Raw genomic sequence first — 18,372 nt, 5'->3', positions numbered from 1 at the left:
AATCCGGCATATTATTTAAGACCTTTCGCACCCGGGCCTCTGGCGTTATCCTTGATTTCATCTTAATTGCCCCAGGGCGGCTAAATACGACCTTGAACGCACCCATAGAACCACATCGTTTTATCCTCGAGCCTTTTGAAGCTCGCCGCTTCGCCAATCTGTGCGGGCAATTCGACGAGCATCTGCGCTTGATCGAACAGCGCCTGAATATCGAGATCCGCAACCGCGGAGACCAGTTCGAACTGATCGGCGATCCCAAGCACACCACCTCCGCGGAAAACCTCCTGCGCCGCCTGTACCGGGAAACCAAGGGTACCGAGCTGTCGCCGGACATGGTTCACCTGTTCCTGCAGGAATCGGCCGTCGAAGAGCTGGACAACGTCTCCCCCTCCGAACCTTCCGTCGCCCTGCGCACCAAGAAAGGCATGATTCGCCCTCGCGGCTTGAATCAGTTGCGCTATGTGAAGGAAATCCTCGGTAACGACATCAACTTCGGCATCGGCCCGGCCGGTACCGGCAAGACCTATCTGGCCGTTGCCTGCGCGGTAGACGCACTGGAACGCGAGCAGATTCGCCGCATCCTGCTGGTACGACCGGCGGTTGAAGCAGGTGAAAAGCTTGGTTTCCTGCCCGGCGACCTGTCGCAGAAGATCGACCCGTACCTGCGCCCGCTCTACGATGCACTCTACGAAATGCTCGGCTTCGAATACGTGGCCAAGCTGATCGAGCGTCAGGTGATCGAAGTTGCGCCGCTGGCCTACATGCGCGGCCGAACCTTGAACAACAGTTTCATCATCCTCGACGAAAGCCAGAACACCACCGTCGAGCAGATGAAAATGTTCCTTACCCGGATCGGCTTCGGCTCTACCGCCGTCATCACCGGTGACATCACCCAGGTCGACCTGCCGAAAGGCACCAAGTCCGGGCTGCACCATGTGATCGAAGTGCTCAAGGACGTACCGGGCATCAGCTTCACCCATTTCATGCCCAAAGACGTCGTGCGCCATCCATTGGTGCAGCGCATTGTCGAAGCCTACGAGCGCTTCGAGAATCGCGTGGCCGACGAACCGGCGAAGGTCTCGTCCAAGGACAATCGCCACGATGCTTGAGCTTGATCTGCAACTGGCTACCGAAGCGCCTGCGCCCAGCGAAGCCGAGTTCCGCCAATGGTGCGAACTGGCGCTGCGCCAGCGCACAGCCGACTCCGAAATGACCATTCGTTTGGTCGATGAAGCGGAAGGTCGCGAGCTGAACCACACCTGGCGGCAAAAGGATTACGCCACTAACGTCTTGTCGTTTCCTGCCGATGTGCCCGACGAATTTCTGGATATCCCGCTATTGGGCGATCTGGTGATCTGCGTGGCGGTGGTCGAGCGCGAAGCAACCGAACAAGGCAAGGCACTCAAGGCCCATTGGGCTCACCTGGTCATTCACGGCTGCCTGCATCTGCTTGGTTACGACCATATCGATGACGAGGAAGCCGAAGAAATGGAAGCACTGGAACGAACGTTGCTTGCAGAGTTGGGCTATCCCGACCCGTATGCGGACGACGAAACAGACACATCCCCTATCGTTACAACAAAGGATTCAGAGTAATCGCTATGAGCGAAGATCGATCGAGCAACGGGCAAAAGTCATGGCTGGGTAAGCTCACCCAGGCTTTTGCCCACGAGCCGAAGAACCGCCAGGAGCTGCTGGAGCTGCTGCGCGACGCCCACCAAAACAAGTTGCTGGACAGCGAAGCGCTGGCCATCGTCGAAGGCGCCATCCAGGTGGCTGACCTGCAAGTACGGGACATCATGGTCCCGCGCTCGCAGATGATCAGCATCAAGGCGACCCAGACACCCCGCGAGTTCCTGCCTGCCGTGGTCGACTCGGCCCACTCCCGCTACCCGGTGATCGGCGAAAGCCACGATGACGTGATGGGCGTGTTGCTGGCCAAGGACTTGCTGCCGTTGATCCTCAAGGAGAACGGCGACAGCTTCAACATCAAGGACTTGCTGCGCCCGGCCACTTTCGTGCCCGAGTCCAAGCGCCTGAATGTGCTGCTGCGCGAGTTCCGTGCCAACCACAACCACATGGCTATCGTCATCGACGAATACGGCGGCGTGGCGGGCCTGGTGACCATCGAAGACGTGCTGGAACAGATCGTCGGCGACATCGAAGACGAGCATGACGTCGAAGAAGACAGCTACATCAAGCCGCTGCCCAGCGGTGACTTCCTGATCAAGGCCCTGACGCCGATCGAGAATTTCAACGAATTCTTCGACAGCCAATTCTCCGATGACGAATTCGACACGGTCGGCGGTCTGGTGATGAGCGCGTTCGGGCACCTGCCAAAACGCAACGAAATCACTGAAATCGGCCCCTATCGCTTCCGCATCCTGAACGCCGACAGCCGTCGGATTCACCTGCTGCGCCTGTCACCTATCGCCCGGTAAAAACTAAGGATAGAAATGCGCTGGATAACCCGCCCCGGCTGGCCCGGTAACCTGCTGGCCGTGGCGGCCGGTGCAATCACCACCCTGGCCCTGGCGCCGTTCGATATCTGGCCGTTGGCGTTGCTGGCGGTCGGTTTCTTTTATGCCGGCTTGCGCGAACTGAACCCACGTCAGGCCCTGGGCCGTGGCTGGTGTTTCGGTTTCGGCCTGTTTGGCGCTGGCACCAGTTGGATCTACTACAGCATTCACCACTTCGGCGGCGCTTCGGTGCTGCTGGCTGGTTTCCTGATGCTGATCTTCACGGCGGCGATTGCCTGGTTCTTCGCCCTGCCCGCCTGGATCTGGGCGCGCTGGCTGCGCCGTAACGAAGCGCCGCTGGCCGACGCCCTGGCGTTTGCAGCGTTGTGGGTCGGCCAGGAAGCCTTTCGCGGCTGGTTCCTGACGGGTTTCCCCTGGCTTTATTCCGGCTACAGTCAGCTCGACGGCCCGTTGGCCGGGCTCGCCCCGCTGGGCGGGATGTGGCTGATTTCCTTCACCCTGGCCCTGACGGCAGCGCTGATCTATAACGCATTGCGACTGCTGCGCACCGGCCGCAAAGGCTTTATCGCCGCAGGTGTGTTGCTGCTGATTGGCCCTTGGGTGGCCGGCATGGCGCTCAAGGAACACGCCTGGACAACCCCGGCGGGTGCTCCGCTAAGTGTCGCAGCGATTCAGGGCAACATCGAACAGAGCATGAAGTGGGATCCGACGCAGCTCAACGCGCAGTTGGCGCTGTACCGTGACATGAGTTTCAGCTCCAAACCGGTCGACTTGCTGATCTGGCCGGAAACGGCCATCCCGGTGCTCAAGGAGTCCGCCGAGGGCTACCTGAACATGATGGGAAGCTTCGCCGCAGAGCGTAAATCCGCGCTGATTACCGGTGTACCGATTCGCGAGGAAGTCCATCACCAGAAGCGTTTCTACAACGGCATCACCGTCGTGGGCGAAGGCGATGGCACTTACCTCAAACAGAAGCTGGTGCCGTTTGGCGAATACGTTCCGTTGCAGGACGTGCTGCGCGGATTGATCGCCTTCTTCGACCTGCCGATGTCGGACTTTGCCCGCGGTCCCGCCGATCAGGCGATGCTGCAAGCTAAGGGCTATCAGATTGCACCGTTCATCTGCTACGAAGTGGTTTACCCGGAATTCGCCGCCAGCCTTGCGGCGCGCAGCGATCTGCTGCTGACCATCAGTAATGACACCTGGTTCGGCACGTCCATCGGCCCGCTGCAACATTTACAGATGGCGCAGATGCGCGCGCTCGAGGCTGGTCGCTGGATGATCCGCGCCACCAACAACGGCGTGACCGGCCTGATCAACCCGTTCGGTCAGATCACCGTGCAGATCCCTCAGTTTGAACGTGGCATTTTGTACGGTGAAGTGGTGCCCATGCACAACCTGACGCCTTATCTGGAATGGCGTTCGTGGCCACTGATCATTGTTTGCGTGTTGTTGTTTGGCTGGGCGCTGATCGCAAGCCGAATGGCCAAGACAGTCTGATGATCGTTCCCACGCTCCGCGTGGGAATGCATCCCGTGACGCTCTGCGTCACAGCGTCAACAGCGGGACGCAGAGCGTCCCCGGCGGCATTCCCACGCGGAGCGTGGGAACGATCAATCAGCACCAACATCGCCTCGGTAAAAGATCGAATACCCGATCTGCCCCACCGCCTCATTCATCAACTGCCCGCTCTGCCAGATTGACTTGAATTCCGGCATCCAGCCGCCCAGTGGCCGGGCGTTGTCCACGCCTAAAAACCCCATCGGCGCCGGGACTACTTCAAAACCTGCCTTTTCGAAACTCCAGACGGCTCGCGGCATGTGCCAGGCCTGAGTCACGATCACCACGCGCTTGATCCCTTGCGGCAACAACACCTCGGCGCTGAACTGCGCGTTCTCCCAGGTCGTGCGGCTGCGCCCTTCCTGCCAACGCACCGTCACGCCGAAATCATCTTGCAATGAGTCAGCCATCAACCTGGCCTCAGTCGGCGGCGTACCGTAATGCAAACCGCCGCTGGTCAGGACCGGCAAGCCCGACGCCTTGGCCAGCCGCGCCGTATAACGCTCGCGCTGCAGCGCCACCCCCGTCGGCTGGTCGTCGCCCCAGGCCAGATCGCCACGTTCGCGCCCCGCGCCCAGCACGACAATCGCGTCGGCACGCTGCGCCAATGTCGCCCATTCATTACGAGCCAGCGGCGCTTCACGCTCCAGCGTCTTCGCACCCCACTGCACCACCACCGGCAAGCTCATCAACCAGAAGCCGCCCACGCCTAAGGCAAAGCACAACCCGGCAAGGCGCGGTCTTGAGCGTCGCAACCACCACGCAAGCACCAACAGCAGCAAAAGAATGCCGGGCGGCAACAGGAGTTGTTTAACGAAATATCGAAAAGGCATCGAGCATCTCCAAAAGATGCCCGAAGCCTAAGTGGGTTGACGCAATGCGACAACAAATACGGAAGGACCAAGCTTCACAAATACATCAGACATTGCTTCCAGTGTCCTTACTTGAACTGCAAAGACCGGACCTTTACCGTGTCCTTGCCAGGAGCCTTGTCCTTGAGCCAGATGATCTTGGCCGAACGTGGTGCGTCGAGTTGCTTCACTGCTTCTGACAAGCATCCGTGTGTCTCACGTTCACTGCGATCGAGATACGCCTTGACCAGATCAAACTCTGCGGGGCTCAAGCCACGCAATTCCAGTTCCAACGGACGCTCATCGCGTAACCGGTCAGCGGTTTTTGCCGCGTCCAAGGCCATTCCCAAACGATCGATCAGTCTTTCGTACAGCTCCGGTTTTGTAACTTTTTGCCGTGACTCAACCATCCATCACCTCATTGAAGATAAGACTCACTCCCCATTTAGAGCTTAGCCTCCATCAACAAACCGGCTGAGTACTGCGACCAACGGCCCTCGCAGCGGTTTTTGGGCGACCCGCAGCAGCAATCAGGGTTTCCCTCGGTAGAGTGCGGTCATGTATGCTACGGCGCTTCCTGTAACTCCACTTCCAGCTCGCCTGGGCACCGAAACGCCGATTTGGCGTGATCACCGTCCAGCGTTGCATTGAAGAGGATTAGGCCACCCCTATTCAGTTCAAAAGTAGCCATGCACGAACAATATCAGCCCCGTGAAATCGAAGCCGCCGCCCAGTCGTTCTGGGACGAGCAAAAGTCCTTTGAAGTCAGTGAACAGCCAGGCAAGGAGACTTTCTACTGCCTGTCGATGTTCCCTTACCCCAGCGGCAAGCTACACATGGGGCACGTGCGCAACTACACCATCGGCGACGTGATCTCCCGCTACCAGCGCATGCAAGGCAAGAACGTCCTGCAACCCATGGGTTGGGACGCCTTCGGCATGCCGGCGGAAAACGCCGCGATGAAGAACAACGTAGCGCCCGCCAAGTGGACCTACGAAAACATCGCCTACATGAAAACCCAGCTGCGCAGCCTGGGCCTCGCGGTGGACTGGTCCCGCGAAGTCACCACCTGCAAGCCTGATTACTACCGCTGGGAACAATGGCTGTTCACTCGCCTGTTCGAAAAAGGCGTGATTTACAAGAAAAGCGGCACCGTGAACTGGGACCCGGTCGACCAGACCGTCCTGGCCAACGAGCAAGTGATCGACGGTCGCGGCTGGCGTTCCGGCGCGCTGATCGAAAAGCGCGAAATCCCGATGTACTACTTCAAGATCACCGCCTACGCGGATGAGCTGCTGGAAAGCCTCGACGAACTGACTGGCTGGCCTGAACAGGTCAAGACCATGCAGCGCAACTGGATCGGCAAATCCCGCGGCATGGAAGTGCAGTTCCCGTATGACGTTGCGTCCATCGGCGAAGCCGGTGCGCTGAAAGTTTTCACCACCCGACCAGACACCTTGATGGGCGCGACCTACGTTGCCGTAGCCGCCGAGCACCATTTGGCGACCCTGGCCGCGCAGAACAACCCTGAGCTGCAAGCGTTCATCGCTGAATGCAAGGGCGGCAGCGTTGCCGAAGCCGACGTCGCCACCCAAGAGAAGAAAGGCCTGCCGACTTCGCTGTTCGTCGAACATCCGCTGACCGGCGAGAAACTCCCGGTGTGGGTCGCCAACTATGTGCTGATGCACTACGGCGATGGCGCGGTGATGGCTGTTCCGGCTCACGATGAACGCGATTTCGAGTTCGCTACCAAGTACAACCTGCCAATCAAGTCCGTGGTACGCACAAGTTCCGGTGACACCAACCCGGCTCCGTGGCAGGACGCGTACGGCGAGCACGGCACGCTGATCAACTCCGGCGAATTCGACGGCCTCGACTTCCCAGGCGCTTTCGACGCCATCGAAGTCGCGCTGATCAAGAAGAACCTCGGCGCCTCGCGTACCCAGTTCCGCCTGCGCGACTGGGGCATCAGCCGTCAGCGCTACTGGGGCTGCCCGATCCCGATCATCCACTGCACCACCTGCGGTGATGTGCCGGTCCCGCAAGATCAATTGCCCGTGGTACTTCCGGAAGACGTCGTGCCGGATGGCGCCGGTTCGCCATTGGCGCGCATGCCCGAGTTCTACGAGTGCAGCTGCCCGAAATGCGGCGCACCGGCCAAGCGTGAAACCGACACCATGGACACCTTCGTCGAGTCCTCGTGGTACTACGCCCGTTACGCCTCGCCGCACTATGAAGGCGGCCTGGTGGAAAAATCGGCGGCCGACCATTGGTTGCCGGTTGATCAGTACATCGGCGGTATCGAACACGCCATTCTTCACCTGCTCTACGCACGTTTCTTCCACAAGCTGATGCGCGACGAAGGCCTGGTGAGCTCCAACGAACCGTTCAAGAACCTGCTGACCCAGGGCATGGTGATCGCCGAGACTTACTATCGCCGCGAAGCCAACGGTGCTTACACCTGGTTCAACCCGGCGGATGTCGAACTCGAACGCGACAGCAAGGCCAAGGTCATCAGCGCCAAGCTGATCGCGGACGGCCTGCCGGTGGAAATCGGTGGCACCGAGAAGATGGCCAAGTCGAAGAACAACGGCGTTGACCCACAGTCGATGATCGACCAGTTCGGCGCAGACACCTGCCGCCTGTTCATGATGTTCGCCTCGCCACCCGACATGAGCGCGGAATGGTCCGACTCCGGCGTAGAAGGTTCGCATCGCTTCCTCAAGCGTGTCTGGCGCCTGGCTCAGGCCCACGTCACTCAGGGCCTGCCGGGCACACTGGACGTCGCCGGCCTGAATGACGGGCAGAAAGCCATTCGCCGTTCGATCCACCAGGCGATCAAGCAGGCCAGCCACGACGTCGGCCAGAACCACAAATTCAACACCGCCATCGCTCAGGTGATGACGCTGATGAACGTGCTGGAAAAAGCCCCGCAAGGCACTGAACAGGATCGCGCGCTGATTCACGAAGGCCTGGAAGCCGTAACGCTGCTGCTGGCTCCGATCACACCGCACATCAGCCACGAGCTGTGGAATCAACTGGGTCACGCTGACCCGGTGATCGACGCCGCCTGGCCGGTGCTGGACGAAAGCGCGTTGGTACAGGACAGCCTGCAACTGGTCATCCAGGTCAACGGCAAGCTGCGCGGCCACATCGAAATGCCCGCCAGCGCCAGCCGCGAAGAAGTCGAAGCCGCCGCACGGGCCAATGAGAACGTGCTGCGCTTTGTCGACGGTCTGACCATTCGTAAAGTGATCGTAGTGCCCGGGAAACTGGTCAATATCGTCGCAAGCTAATTGGATCAGGCGCCAGGTCATGCCTGGCGCCGAGTAAAACCTTTCGGGCCGCATGATCGGCCCACATGGTTTCAAGGGGAGCAACAAGATGATCAAACGCAATTTGCTGGTGATGGGCCTTGCGGTCCTGTTGAGCGCCTGCGGTTTCCAGCTGCGCGGCACCGGCACCAATGAACTGGCGATCAAGGAACTCGACCTGAGTGCCCGTAACGCTTACGGCGAAATCGTGACGCAACTGCGTCAAGTGCTGGAAAGCAGCGGCGTCAAGGTCTACAGCGGTGCACCTTACAAACTGGTGCTGACTGATGAGCAGGAAAGCCAGCGCATCCTCAGCTACGCAGGTGCCGGTCGTACTGGCGAGTACCAGGTAAGCACCTTGCTGAGCTACGACATCCGTGGCGAGAGCAACCTGCCGCTGCTGAGCGACAAGCTCGAAGTGCAAAAAATCTTTATCCACGACGGCAGCAACCTGGTGGGTTCCGACCAGGAAGCCAACGACGCCCGCAAGGAAACCCGTCGTGAACTGGTCCAACGGATGATGCTGCGTCTGCAACAGCTCACGCCTGCTCAGCTGGACCAGATGCAACAGACCGCCAACGCCAAAGCCAAGGCTGAGGCCGATGCACTGGAAGCGGCGCAGAAGGTTGAAGCGCAAACGCCACGCCAGTCGCCAATCGAACTGCCGCAGCAGTAAGACTTACGGGGCGCTCAGGCGCCCCGTTAGCCCTCGCCTATGAAACTCGCCCCCGCCCAACTCGCCAAACACCTGCAAGGTGCACTCGCGCCGGTCTACATCATCAGTGGCGATGACCCACTGCTGTGTCAGGAAGCTGCCGACGCCATTCGTGCCGCCGCCCGCCAACAGGGATTCGACGAACGCCAGGTCTTCGCCGCCGACGCCAGTTTCGACTGGGGAACGTTGCTGCAAGCCGGCGCGAGCATGTCGCTGTTCGCCGAAAAGCGCCTGCTGGAACTGCGTCTGCCGTCCGGCAAACCCGGTGACAAAGGCGCTGCCGCGTTTATCGAGTACTGCTCACGGCCCGCCGAAGACACGGTGTTGCTGATCAGCCTGCCGAAACTCGATGGCAGCGCGCAGAAAACCAAGTGGGGCAAGGCGCTGATCGAAGGTCAACAGACCCAGTTCGTGCAAATCTGGCCGATAGAGACCAACCAGTTGCCGAGCTGGATCCGTCAACGGTTGTCCCAGGCAGGGCTTTCCGCCAGCCAGGACGCCGTCGAACTGATCGCCGCACGGGTCGAGGGCAACCTGCTGGCGGCGGCCCAGGAAATCGAAAAGCTCAAGCTGATGGCCGAAGGTGGCCAGATCACCGTCGAAACCGTGCAAGCGGCGGTGGCCGACAGTGCGCGCTTCGATGTCTTTGGCCTGACCGACGCGATTCTCAACGGCGAAGCCGCTCATGCCCTGCGCATGCTTGAAGGGCTGCGCGGCGAAGGCGTTGAGCCACCAGTGATCCTCTGGGCGCTGGCCCGGGAACTGCGTCTGTTGGCCAACCTGTCGCTGCAGTACAGCCAGGGCGTGCCACTGGACAAAGCCTTCAGCTCCGCCCGACCGCCGGTCTGGGACAAACGCAAGCCACTGATGAGCAAAGCCTTGCAACGCTACTCGGCGCAACGCTGGGCGCAGCTATTGCTGGAAGCTCAGCGCATCGATGCGCAAATCAAAGGCCAGGCTGCAGGCTCGCCATGGATGAGCCTTAGTCGATTGTCGTTGTTGATGGCCGGCCAACGCCTGACCTTGCCTGCCGAGTAAACACGCCCTCTGTAGCAGCTGGCGAAGCCTGCGTTCGGCTGCGCAGCAGTCGTCAATACTGAGTTCCGGATCATCCTGGCACACCGCGCTGTCCGATTTTACGACTGCTGCGCAGCCGAACGCAGGCTTCGCCAGCTGCTACAGAGGTTTCCTACGCTACTCACATCCATTTGCCCTATAGACAGAATCTCAACTTCGGCAGATTATTTCCCCCGCAAAACCCACTCAATCGAGAGATCCGATCATGAGCAAAAAGCCATCTAAACGTGGCCCCAACAAGGCCAAATCCATCATCGCCCAGCCACTGTTCCGCAGCCGTCAGGAACGAGCCGGCAAGGGCAAAGGCAGCTACCGCCGCGAAGCCTTCCAGTCTAATAGCTGGGAGGCTTCTTACTTTCTGGCGGCCTGAAAGGCAAGCGCTCGCTCAACATGTTAAGGTCTGCACCTGATTCGTACTCCCTGGACCCGTGCATGCCCTTTTGTATTTCCCGTCGTTGGCCTGTGCGCCAACTGATAGCTGCCTCCAGCCTCATTTTGCTAGTCGCCTGCGCGGAAAAACCCACCGCAGCCGACGCCAAGCCGCTTCAGACCCTCCCTGTCGCGACAGCCCCTGCGGTCATTCCGCCCGTGGTGCCGACCGGTGAAAACCTCGATATCCAGCCCACCCAGACCTTCGCCGAATGGCAGGCGGGTTTCCGCAAGGACGCTCTGGCCGCCGGTATCCGCGCCGATCTGTTCGACCGCGCCTTCGCCAATGTCAGCCTCGACTCCAGCGTGATCCGTGCCGACCGCAGCCAGCCGGAATTTTCCCGTCCGGTTTGGGAATACCTCGACGGCGCCCTTTCGCCGCTGCGGGTACACAAAGGCCAGGCGCTGGTCAGCCAGTACGCCGACATCCTGCAAAGCATCGAACAGCGCTACGGCGTCGATCGCCAGGCACTGGTCTCGGTATGGGGCATGGAAAGTAACTTCGGGCAGTTCCAGGGCAACAAGTCGGTGATCAATTCCCTGGCGACCCTGGCCTATGAAGGTCGGCGTCCCGGGTTTGCCCACGCGCAACTGATCGCCGCCCTGCAGATCCTGCAACAGGGCGATATCGCGCCCGAGAAAATGCTCGGCTCCTGGGCTGGCGCCATGGGCCAGACCCAGTTCATCCCGACCACCTACAACACCCACGCCGTAGACTTCGATGGCGATGGTCGCCGCGACATCTGGGGCAGCCCGGCCGACGCGCTGGCCTCGACGGCACACTACCTGCAAAGCTCAGGCTGGCAGAAAGGCCAGCCGTGGGGCTTTGAAGTGCAGTTGCCAGGCAGTTTCAACTACATCCTGGCCGATGGCACGATTCGCAAGAGCGTCGCCGAATGGCAGCAACTGGGCGTCACCCTGCCCAACGGCGGCCAGGTTCCGGCAGGTTCCGAACACCTGTCAGCCGCCCTGCTGCTGCCGGCCGGTTACCGCGGCCCGGCGTTCCTGGTCCTCGATAACTTCCGCGCGATCCTCAAGTACAACAACTCGTCGTCCTACGCCTTGGCCGTTAGCTTGTTGTCCGAGCGTTTCAACGGCGCCGGCCTGATCGACGGCACGTGGCCCAAAGATGATTTGCCGCTGAGCCGTACCGAGCGGATCGAACTGCAAAGCCTGTTGAGTGCCCAGAACTACGACGCGGGCAACGCCGACGGGATTATCGGCGCCAATACCCGCAAGGCGATCCGCAGCGCCCAGCAGTCGTTTGGCTGGCCGGCGGATGGGTATCCGACGCACAAGTTGCTCGAAGGCCTGCGTAACCGCTAAAAGCATCGCGGGCAAGCCATGCGCCTACGTTGGGTCGTCATAAACCCTGTAAGAGCATGGCTTGCCCGCGATGACTGACTAACAGGCGACAACACTCTAGCGCCTGACAACCACATCCTGCTCCAACACCAACACCTTTTCCCCCGCATCCAATCTGACCAGCGCGCCCATCGGCAACGTCAGGTTCGGATCACAATGCCCGCTACGCCACCCTGCCAACACCGGTATCCGCAAAGGTGCAAAGGTCTGCTTGAGCAAGCGCTCCAGAGAAACCGTATCGACCCCCGCCACATCCCCCACCAAAACCCCACGCAGCTTGTGCAGCGTGCCGGCCAGTCGCAAATGAGTCAGCAGCCGGTCGATGCGATACAGCGGCTCGTTAATGTCCTCGATGAACAGGATGACGCCCTCGGCATCGATCTCGTACGGCGTACCCATGGTTGCGGCGATCATCGACAGATTGCCCCCCAGCAAACGTCCATGGGCAATGCCGGGCTCGATGGTGGTCAACGGCCAGGCCACCGGGTGTGAAAGCACACTGCCCGCCTTCACCTGCCCGCGCAGCATGTTGAAAAACGAGAATTCGGTGGGTTGTTGTTTGTCACCCAGCAGGTCCGCGTTGAGCATCGGGCCATGGAAGGTCACAAACCCGGCATGACGACTGATAGCCAAGTGCAGCGCAGTGACGTCGCTGTAGCCGATGAACGGCTTGGCATTGTTGCGCAGCAGCTCAAAGTCGATGCGATCGAGCAAACGCGGCGTACCGTAACCGCCACGCAGACAGATAATGGCATCGACCTCGCTGTCGGCGAACGCGTCATGCAAGTCGTTGAGCCGCACATCATCGCTGCCGGCCAGATAACCCTCTTGCTCATAAACGCCGGGAAACACGCGCAGCGAATAACCGCGAGTGCGCATCCAGGCAATGGCTTTATCAGTGTTCAGTGCCGCAGGGCCGGCAGGCGCGATCACGCCGATCAGCCCTGCAGACGGCAAGGCCGGGACGGGGGCATGTGGACAAAGGGTATGGTTCGGTAAAACGGTCATCCATGAATCTCCCTGCGTGAATGCGTCAAGCACACAGTAGTCAGGAACGGGGACAAACAGAAGAGGGTCCGTCGCACCGAAAGTTGCAGGAAAAGTCTGTCATTGCGGTGGGCAGGCAAAAAAACGCCCGCGAGGCTGAAGGCCTGCGGGCGTTTTTCATGTCTGGCAACCGATCAGGACGACATCAGCTCGGCTTTAACCAGCTTCGCCTGCTCGTCGGCGTGGTACGAAGAACGTACCAACGGGCCGGAAGCGACGTTCTTGAAGCCCATCTTGTAACCTTCCTCGGCGAACCAGGCGAACACGTCCGGGTGCACGAAACGCTGGACCGGCAAGTGGCTGCGGGACGGTTGCAGGTACTGGCCCAGGGTCAGCATGTCGATGTCGTGCTCGCGCATGCGCTTCATGACTTCGATCACTTCTTCGTCGGTTTCGCCAAGACCCAGCATCAGGCCGGACTTGGTCGGAATGTGCGGCATCATCTGCTTGAAGCGTTGCAGCAGGGTCAGCGACCACTGGTAATCCGAACCCGGACGCGCGGCCTTGTACAGGCGCGGCACGGTTTCCAGGTTGTGGTTGAACACATCTGGCGGCTCGGCAGCAGTGATTTCCAACGCAACGTCCATGCGGCCACGGTAGTCCGGGACCAAGGTCTCGAGCTGCACGTTCGGCGACAGCTTGCGGATCTCGCGGATGCAGTCGGCAAAGTGCTGGGCACCGCCGTCACGCAGGTCGTCGCGGTCTACCGAGGTGATCACCACGTATTTGAGTTTCAGGTCGGCGATGGCGATGGCCAGGCTTTCCGGCTCGTTGACGTCCAGTGGCTTCGGACGACCGTGGCCGACGTCGCAGAACGGGCAGCGACGGGTGCAGATGTCACCCATGATCATGAAGGTCGCAGTACCGCCGGAGAAGCATTCGCCCAGGTTCGGGCAGGACGCCTCTTCGCACACGCTGTGCAGCTTGTGTTTGCGCAGCAGGGCCTTGATGCGGTCGACTTCCGGGGAAACCGGGATACGCACGCGAATCCAGTCAGGTTTCTTTGGCAGTTCGGTGGTCGGAATGATCTTCACCGGGATACGTGCAACCTTCTCGGCGCCGCGCAGCTTCACGCCGGCTTCAACCTTGGCACGCGGGGCCGGACGCTCGGTGACATCCAGCGTCGGGATCATGGTTTGCACTGCATCAGTAGTCATATCAGTCGATTCCGCCCGTTAGGGTCGTCTGCTCAGCATAGTCGAGGTGTTTGACGAGCTGCGCGCGCAGCCGGGCACTTACCTCGGCAAATTCAATCGATCCTGCGTGATCGCTCAGCTGGGTCATCGCCAGCCCGGCGTAGCCGCAGGGATTAATCCGTCGAAACGGTTCCAGGTTCATATCCACGTTCAAGGCCAGGCCATGAAAGGAGCAACCGTGGCGGATCCGCAGACCCAGAGAAGCGATTTTCGCCCCATTGACGTAGACACCCGGGGCATCCGGCTTGGCCACGGCGGTGACGCCGTAGCTGGCCAGCAACTCGATCAGGCATTGTTCCATGCGACTGACCAAGTCACGCACGCCGAAACCCAGCTTGCGTACATCGAGCAACAGGTAGGCCACCAATTGGCCGGGACCGTGATAAGTCACCTGGCCACCGCGATCGACCTTCACGACCGGAATATCTCCCGGCAGCAACAAATGCTCGGCCTTGCCGGCCTGCCCCTGGGTGAACACCGGTGGGTGCTCGACCAGCCAGATCTCGTCCGCGGCATCGCTGCCACGTTCGTTGGTGAAGCGTTGCATGGCATGCCAGACCGGCTCGTAAGCCATCTGGCCAAGCTCACGAAAGCCCAGCGTGCCCGACATCACAGCACCATGTGCACGAAACCGGTAGCCCGCAACTCGCTGTTGATGTCGTACAGCTGTTCCTGGCCGGTGGCGATGATGTGCAGCTGGATGGTCGTGTACTTGCCGTTGGTGCTCTGCCGTTCGGCAAAGGTGTCGTGATCAACGGTCGCGTGTTTCTCAAGGATCGCGATGATCTTGTCCTTGAAACCCACGCCGGTGTCGCCGATTACCTTGATCGGGTAATCCGCGCAGGGGAATTCGATTTTTGGCGCCTTTACTTCGGTGTCTGTCATGGCGTAACGGCCTCGTAAGCCGTGGCAACGGACATGGCCTCGTTCCGGATTGGAACAGGGCCATGCAGGTCCACACTAATTCAGTTGAACAAGCCGTAGAAGAATAGACGGATGCTATCCCACATGCGGCGGAAGATACCACCCTCGTCGACTGCGTCCAGAGCGATCAGGTCAGCGCTATGCACCACTTTGTCGTCCAGCTTCACTTCGACTTTACCGATTACGTCGCCCTTGGCGATGGGTGCAATCAGTTGCGGGTTCATGGTCATGCTCGCGGCGAGCTTTTTCAGCTGGCCTTTTGGCAGGGTCATGGTCAGGTCTTGAGCCAGGCCGGCCTTGACTTGATTGGTGGTGCCTTTCCAGACAGGAGCCTGAGCCAGCTCAGCGCCTTTCTGATAGAAGGTCTGGGTTTCGAAGAAGCGGAAACCGTAGGTCAGCAGCTTCTGGGTTTCGGAAGCGCGAGCCACTTCACTGTTGGTGCCGAACACCACAGCGATCAGGCGCATGCCATCACGTACTGCCGAAGACACCATGCAGTAGCCGGCTTCGTCGGTGTGACCGGTTTTCAAGCCATCGACCGTCTTGTCGCGCCACAGCAGCAGGTTACGGTTAGGTTGCTTGATACCGTTCCAGAAGAACTCTTTCTGCGAGTAGATCGCGTAGTGAGCCGGGTCTTCGTGGATGATTGCGCGAGCCAGCACGGCCATGTCGTGAGCCGACGAGTAGTGCTCAGGGTTCGGCAGACCGGTCGGGTTCATGAAGTGGCTGTTGGTCATGCCCAGGTCGGCCACGGTTTTGTTCATCATGTCGGCGAAGGCATCTTCGCTGCCGGCGATGTGCTCGGCGAGCGCAACGCTGGCGTCGTTACCCGACTGAATGATGATGCCGTGCAGCAGGTCGCTGACCGTGACTTGCGAGCCGACCTTGATGAACATCCGCGAACCGCCAGTACGCCAGGCGTTCTCGCTGACGGTCACCGGGTCGTTTTCGCCAATCTGGCCACGACGGATTTCCAGGGTCGCGATGTACGCGGTCATCAGCTTGGTCAGGCTGGCCGGAGGCAGACGCTGGTCACCGTTGTTCTCCACCAGCACGTTGCCGCTGCTGGCATCCATAAGTACATAGGCTTTGGCGGCCAGTTGCGGTGGCGACGGCATCATCTCGACCGCGAAAGCGGCAGGCGAGAGGAGCAGCGGGACTAGCAGGCACAGGCGTTTGGCAAAGGTGGTGATGTTCATCCGTCTCTCGAAATCGCTAATGGAAACTGCCCTAAGGGGCAAAACTAATCAGACAGCTCTCTAAAAAGCTGTCGCGTGTTCAGTTGTTCACTCTGAACCCTTGCCGGGCTTTTGTTCTTCAACGAGCCAACAACCAGGTCCACCCCCCAAACCGCAAGCGAACCGTCAATCAAGTACTACGTATTATTCGGCAGTGACCAGGCTCGGCGAACCGAGATTGGCCAGGCGCACACTGTTCTGCACTTGCTGGATTTCACCCGGCGAGCCGATCGGCCCCAGGCGCACCCGATGCAGGGTCTGTTGATTGCGCACGATCGAACTGATGAACACCGGAGCGCTCACCATCCCGCTGAGCTTCGATCTCAGGAGTTCTGCAGCGTCCGGGTTGGCGAACGCGCCCACCTGCAGATACTGGCCAGAGGCTGGTACAGAAGCGTTTTTTTTTGCATCGATCGGCGAAGGCACAACGGCCGCAGCGTGCTGCTGCGGCGGGGGTGTCCATTGTTCGACGGTGCCGGCCGAAGCCGTGATCACCGGGGCATTATTCTGCGCAATTTTCGGCTCGTTGAGCATCAAAGGCGCCGGGCGCCCTTTGGCGGCCCACCATTGCTGCGGGTCGATGCCTTCGACCTTGACCCGCGCGGTGCCGGTTTCGGCATAACCGAGTTTCTTGGCCGCTGCGTAGGACAAATCGATGATTCGGTCCGAGTAGAACGGCCCGCGGTCGTTGACCCGCAGGACTACGCTCTTGTTGTTGTCCAGGTTGGTCACCCGAACGTAACTCGGCAGTGGCAAGGTCTTGTGCGCAGCACTCATGCCGTACAGGTCGTAGACCTCGCCATTGGCGGTGTTCTGACCGTGGAATTTGGTGCCATACCAGGACGCCGTGCCCGAGGCCACGTAGGTCTTGGATTCTTGCATCGGGAAGTAAGTCTTGCCCAGCACGGTGTACGGGTTGGCTTTATAGGGCCCGCTGTGCAGGGTTGGCGTGGCATCCGGGATACGCGATACGTCGACATCCCACCAGGGTGCGCCATCCTTGTGCGCCCGGTTGATATCCAGGCCAGGTGCCGAACGAACGGCGGTCGCAGATTTCTGAGCAGGCGCGCGGCTGGTCGAGCAACTGGCGACCAGCATCGCCAACGCGGCGAATGCCATCAGCTTCAGGGGTTTATTCATAGGCAATGCCCGCATTACTTGACGCCCCGTGCTTGGACCAGCTGTTCAGACAGTTGATGTACGGCCATGGCGTACATCACGCTGCGGTTATAACGCGTGATTGCGTAAAAATTCGTCAGGCCCATCCAGTATTCAGGGCCATTGTCACCTTCCAGGCGGAACGCCGTAACCGGCATATCATCGCGCAGCGCATCATGACTTGCCCACCCCAGCGCCCGCAACTCCCCAACCGTTTTAGTCGGCTCGATGCCCGTGGTCAAACCTTCGTCCACCTGATCGCCACGCACATCGGCGCGGCCGACCACCGGTTCGCCGGCAACCCAGCCGTGACGCTTGAAATAACTGGCGACGCTGCCGATGGCATCGTCCGGATTGGTCCAGATATTTATGTGGCCGTCACCGTCGAAGTCCACCGCGTAGGCGCGAAAGCTGCTCGGCATGAACTGTGGCAAACCCATGGCGCCCGCGTAAGAGCCTTTGAGCGTCAGCGGATCGACCTGCTCTTCCCGGGCGAGCAATAGGAACTCACGCAATTCCTTGCGGAAAAATTCGGCACGGGGAGGATAGTCGAAACCCAGGGTCGACAAGGCGTCGATTACCCGGAAATTGCCGGTATTGCGGCCGAAAAAGGTCTCGACGCCGATGATGGAGACGATGACCTGCGCCGGCACGCCGTATTCCTGCTCGGCACGGGCCAGTACCGCTTCGTGCTGACGCCAGAAGTCGACACCACGGGCAATGCGCGCGTCGGTGATGAACATCGGACGGTATTCGTTCCACTGCTTGACTCGCTCGGCGGGTTTCGAGATCGCGTCCAGGATCGACTGCTTGCGCTCGGCTTCGCGGAACACGCCCATCAGCTGCTCACCGGCAAAACCGTAGTCGCGGGTCATTTCACCGACGAATTCGGCCACCTGCGGTGAGCCTTCGTAATCGCCGGCCAGCGCGCCCTGCGCTGTGCCAAGGATGCTTACCAGGCCGACCCACGGCGCATATCGAGTCGCCCAGCCACGCATTACTTGCATTGAAATCTTCA

General features: G+C 60.1%; 18 protein-coding genes. 9 read left to right on the top strand and 9 right to left on the bottom strand.

The features are described 5' to 3' along the window. Positions 1-92 precede the first annotated feature (92 nt). From ACQ4OB_RS05045 to lnt, 4 genes are read left to right on the top strand one after another with little or no spacing between them, the layout of a single operon-like run. Positions 93-1,109, top strand: coding sequence for a PhoH family protein (locus ACQ4OB_RS05045; RefSeq protein WP_074871167.1), 1,017 nt, complete (start codon positions 93-95; stop codon positions 1,107-1,109). Continuing rightward, complete coding sequence (gene ybeY / locus ACQ4OB_RS05040) at positions 1,102-1,596, top strand: rRNA maturation RNase YbeY (RefSeq protein WP_074871169.1); 495 nt, start codon at positions 1,102-1,104, stop codon at positions 1,594-1,596. Before ACQ4OB_RS05045 ends, ybeY begins: the two co-directional genes overlap by 8 nt. Positions 1,597-1,601: 5 nt before the next feature. Beyond that, complete coding sequence (locus ACQ4OB_RS05035) at positions 1,602-2,441, top strand: HlyC/CorC family transporter (protein WP_074871170.1); 840 nt, start codon at positions 1,602-1,604, stop codon at positions 2,439-2,441. A 15-nt stretch (positions 2,442-2,456) separates the two neighbouring features. Next, entirely contained in the window at positions 2,457-3,980 is a 1,524-nt protein-coding gene (gene lnt, locus ACQ4OB_RS05030; protein ID WP_430955228.1) for an apolipoprotein N-acyltransferase, read from the top strand. 113 nt (positions 3,981-4,093) lie between these two features. On the opposite strand, the gene ACQ4OB_RS05025 is transcribed toward lnt, so the two are convergent. Next, complete coding sequence (locus tag ACQ4OB_RS05025) at positions 4,094-4,873, bottom strand: YdcF family protein (protein WP_102615772.1); 780 nt, start codon at positions 4,871-4,873, stop codon at positions 4,094-4,096. A gap of 107 nt (positions 4,874-4,980) precedes the next feature. Beyond that, positions 4,981-5,301, bottom strand: coding sequence for a hypothetical protein (locus ACQ4OB_RS05020; protein ID WP_074871175.1), 321 nt, complete (start codon positions 5,299-5,301; stop codon positions 4,981-4,983). A 279-nt stretch (positions 5,302-5,580) separates the two neighbouring features. Between ACQ4OB_RS05020 and leuS the strand changes: the two genes are divergently transcribed. The 5 genes from leuS to ACQ4OB_RS04995 all read left to right on the top strand — a co-directional run bounded on the left by leuS (position 5,581) and on the right by ACQ4OB_RS04995 (position 11,752). Beyond that, positions 5,581-8,187: a leucine--tRNA ligase gene (leuS, locus tag ACQ4OB_RS05015; RefSeq protein WP_430955227.1), complete on the top strand. Its 2,607-nt coding sequence runs from the start codon at positions 5,581-5,583 to the stop codon at positions 8,185-8,187. Between the two features lie 88 nt (positions 8,188-8,275). Further along, entirely contained in the window at positions 8,276-8,881 is a 606-nt protein-coding gene (lptE, locus tag ACQ4OB_RS05010) for an LPS assembly lipoprotein LptE (RefSeq protein WP_074880371.1), read from the top strand. A gap of 39 nt (positions 8,882-8,920) precedes the next feature. After that, the gene (holA, locus tag ACQ4OB_RS05005) at positions 8,921-9,958 is read left to right on the top strand and encodes a DNA polymerase III subunit delta (protein ID WP_074871179.1); all 1,038 of its coding nucleotides are present in this window, start codon (positions 8,921-8,923) and stop codon (positions 9,956-9,958) included. A 244-nt stretch (positions 9,959-10,202) separates the two neighbouring features. After that, the gene (gene arfA, locus ACQ4OB_RS05000) at positions 10,203-10,367 is read left to right on the top strand and encodes an alternative ribosome rescue factor ArfA (RefSeq protein WP_047533707.1); all 165 of its coding nucleotides are present in this window, start codon (positions 10,203-10,205) and stop codon (positions 10,365-10,367) included. Between the two features lie 62 nt (positions 10,368-10,429). Further along, positions 10,430-11,752: a lytic murein transglycosylase gene (locus ACQ4OB_RS04995; protein ID WP_074871181.1), complete on the top strand. Its 1,323-nt coding sequence runs from the start codon at positions 10,430-10,432 to the stop codon at positions 11,750-11,752. A gap of 96 nt (positions 11,753-11,848) precedes the next feature. On the opposite strand, the gene ACQ4OB_RS04990 is transcribed toward ACQ4OB_RS04995, so the two are convergent. From ACQ4OB_RS04990 to mltB, 7 genes are all read right to left on the bottom strand, one after another. Next, on the bottom strand, positions 11,849-12,799 hold the full coding sequence (locus ACQ4OB_RS04990; RefSeq protein WP_102615775.1) for a S66 peptidase family protein: 951 nt from the start codon (positions 12,797-12,799) through the stop codon (positions 11,849-11,851). A gap of 173 nt (positions 12,800-12,972) precedes the next feature. Further along, entirely contained in the window at positions 12,973-13,995 is a 1,023-nt protein-coding gene (gene lipA / locus ACQ4OB_RS04985; protein ID WP_059402097.1) for a lipoyl synthase, read from the bottom strand. Between the two features lies 1 nt (position 13,996). After that, positions 13,997-14,644, bottom strand: a complete 648-nt coding sequence (gene lipB, locus ACQ4OB_RS04980; RefSeq protein WP_008152829.1) for a lipoyl(octanoyl) transferase LipB — start codon at positions 14,642-14,644, stop codon at positions 13,997-13,999. Further along, positions 14,644-14,919 carry a DUF493 domain-containing protein gene (locus tag ACQ4OB_RS04975; RefSeq protein ID WP_074871185.1) on the bottom strand — a complete coding sequence of 92 codons (276 nt, stop codon included), beginning with the start codon at positions 14,917-14,919 and terminating at the stop codon, positions 14,644-14,646. The genes lipB and ACQ4OB_RS04975 overlap by 1 nt, the downstream gene beginning before the upstream one ends. An 80-nt stretch (positions 14,920-14,999) precedes the next feature. Further along, entirely contained in the window at positions 15,000-16,157 is a 1,158-nt protein-coding gene (locus ACQ4OB_RS04970; RefSeq protein WP_074871187.1) for a D-alanyl-D-alanine carboxypeptidase family protein, read from the bottom strand. 183 nt (positions 16,158-16,340) lie between these two features. Then, positions 16,341-17,351, bottom strand: a complete 1,011-nt coding sequence (locus ACQ4OB_RS04965) for a septal ring lytic transglycosylase RlpA family protein (protein WP_102615776.1) — start codon at positions 17,349-17,351, stop codon at positions 16,341-16,343. Then, complete coding sequence (gene mltB, locus ACQ4OB_RS04960) at positions 17,351-18,361, bottom strand: lytic murein transglycosylase B (protein WP_074871191.1); 1,011 nt, start codon at positions 18,359-18,361, stop codon at positions 17,351-17,353. The genes ACQ4OB_RS04965 and mltB overlap by 1 nt, the downstream gene beginning before the upstream one ends. Positions 18,362-18,372 lie beyond the last annotated feature (11 nt).

It is taken from the genome of Pseudomonas sp. ES4 (assembly GCF_050586665.1).
GTDB lineage: Bacteria > Pseudomonadota > Gammaproteobacteria > Pseudomonadales > Pseudomonadaceae > Aquipseudomonas > Aquipseudomonas frederiksbergensis.
Note: the sequence above shows the minus strand (reverse complement) of the source record. Positions and strands in the feature narration are given on the sequence as shown.